The sequence below is a fragment of the Pseudomonas sp. R62 genome, from assembly GCF_000257605.1.
Taxonomy (GTDB): domain Bacteria; phylum Pseudomonadota; class Gammaproteobacteria; order Pseudomonadales; family Pseudomonadaceae; genus Aquipseudomonas; species Aquipseudomonas atacamensis.
Map to the genome: position 1 here is coordinate 1,242,788 of NZ_JH635999.1, position 2,350 is coordinate 1,245,137.

General features: G+C 62.9%; 1 protein-coding gene. It reads left to right on the plus strand.

Features of this window, described 5'->3' with window-relative positions; translation table 11 throughout:
• Positions 1-17: 17 nt before the first annotated feature.
• Positions 18-2,350: efflux RND transporter permease subunit (locus OQK_RS23840; protein WP_016774623.1), on the plus strand; the 2,333-nt coding region annotated here is incomplete at its 3' end.

Sequence of the window (2,350 nt, forward strand, 5' to 3'; positions counted from 1 at the left end):
AAGGCCAAGAAGGGCGCATGAACATTTCGCGGCTGTTCATCCTCCGTCCGGTAGCCACCACCCTGAGCATGCTGGCCATTGTCCTGGCCGGCCTGATCGCTTATCGCCTGCTGCCGGTTTCGGCCTTGCCGCAGGTCGATTACCCGACCATCCGCGTCATGACCCTGTACCCCGGCGCCAGTCCGGACGTGATGACCAGCGCCGTCACCGCACCGCTTGAGCGCCAGTTCGGGCAGATGCCGGGCCTGACGCAAATGGCTTCGACCAGCTCCGGCGGCGCTTCGGTGCTGACCCTGCGTTTCAGCCTCGACATCAACATGGATGTCGCCGAACAGCAGGTGCAGGCCGCGATCAACGCCGCGACCAACCTGCTGCCCACCGACCTGCCGGCGCCGCCGGTGTACAACAAGGTCAACCCGGCGGACACCCCGGTGCTGACCCTGGCCATCACTTCGAAAACCATGCTGCTGCCCAAGCTCAATGACTTGGTCGATACGCGCATGGCGCAGAAAATCGCCCAGATCAGCGGCGTCGGCATGGTCAGCATCGCTGGTGGCCAGCGTCAGGCGGTACGAATCAAGGTCAACCCCGAAGCGCTCGCGGCCAACAGCCTCAACCTGTCGGACGTGCGCACGCTGATCGGCGCCTCCAACGTCAACCAGCCGAAAGGCAACTTCGATGGCCCGACCCGGGTGTCGATGCTCGATGCCAACGACCAACTGACCTCGCCCGAGGACTACGCGAATCTCATCCTGACCTACAAGAACGGCGCGCCGTTGCGGCTCAAGGACGTCGCGGAAATCGTCGATGGCGCCGAGAACGAGCGTCTGGCCGCGTGGGCCAACCAGAATCAGGCGGTGTTGCTGAACATCCAGCGTCAGCCGGGCGCCAACGTTATCGAAGTGGTCGACCGCATCAAGGCCTTGCTGCCGAGCATCACCGACAACCTGCCGGCCGGCCTCGACGTCACGGTGCTGACGGATCGCACCCAGACCATCCGTGCCTCGGTCACCGACGTGCAACACGAACTGCTGATCGCCATCGCGCTGGTGGTCATGGTCACGTTCCTGTTTCTGCGCCGCGCCAGTGCGACGATCATTCCCTCGGTGGCCGTGCCGCTGTCGCTGATCGGCACCTTCGGCGTGATGTACCTCGCCGGTTTCTCGGTGAACAACCTGACGTTGATGGCGCTGACCATTGCCACCGGCTTCGTGGTCGACGATGCCATCGTCATGCTCGAGAACATTTCGCGCTTCATCGAAGAGGGCGACAGCCCGATGCAGGCCGCGCTCAAGGGCGCGAAACAGATCGGCTTCACCCTGATTTCCCTGACCCTGTCGCTGATCGCCGTACTCATTCCGCTGCTGTTCATGGCCGACGTGGTGGGGCGCCTGTTCCGGGAATTCGCCATTACCCTGGCGGTCGCAATCCTGATTTCCCTGGTGGTGTCGCTGACCCTGACGCCGATGATGTGCGCGCGCCTGCTCAAGCGTGAACCGCAAGAACACGAGCAAGGCCGTTTCTACCGCGCCAGCGGTGCGTTCATCGACTGGATGATCAAGGAATACGGGCGGATGCTGCGCTGGGTGCTCAAGCATCAGCCGCTGACCTTGCTGGTCGCCATCGGCACACTGGCGTTGACCGTGTTCCTGTACGTGATCGTGCCGAAGGGTTTCTTTCCGGTGCAGGACACCGGCGTGATTCAGGGCATTTCCGAAGCGCCGCAGTCGATCTCCTTCGCGGCGATGGGAGATCGGCAGCAGCAACTGGCGAAGATCATTCTCGAAGATCCGGCGGTGCAGAGCCTGTCGTCCTACATTGGCGTCGACGGCGACAACGCCACGCTCAACAGCGGCCGCTTGCTGATCAACCTCAAGCCCCACGGCGAGCGCGATCTGACGGCCAGCGAAGTGATTTCCCGCCTGCAACCGCAACTGGACAAACTGGTCGGCATTCGGCTGTTCATGCAGCCGGTGCAGGACCTGACCATCGAGGATCGGGTCAGTCGCACCCAGTACCAGTTCAGCATGTCCTCGCCGGACTCGGAATTGCTCAGCCAGTGGAGCAGCCGTCTGGTCGAAGCCCTGGCGCAGCGTCCGGAGTTGACCGACGTGGCCAGTGATCTGCAGGACAAAGGCTTGCAGGTCTATCTGGTGATCGACCGCGACGCCGCATCGCGCCTTGGCGTGTCGGTGGCGAATATCACCGATGCGCTGTACGACGCGTTCGGCCAGCGGCAGATTTCGACCATTTACACCCAGGCCAGCCAGTACCGCGTGGTGCTGCAAGCTCAGGCCGGGGAGAAGATCGGCCCGCAGGCGCTGGATCAGATTCACGTCAAGACTACCGA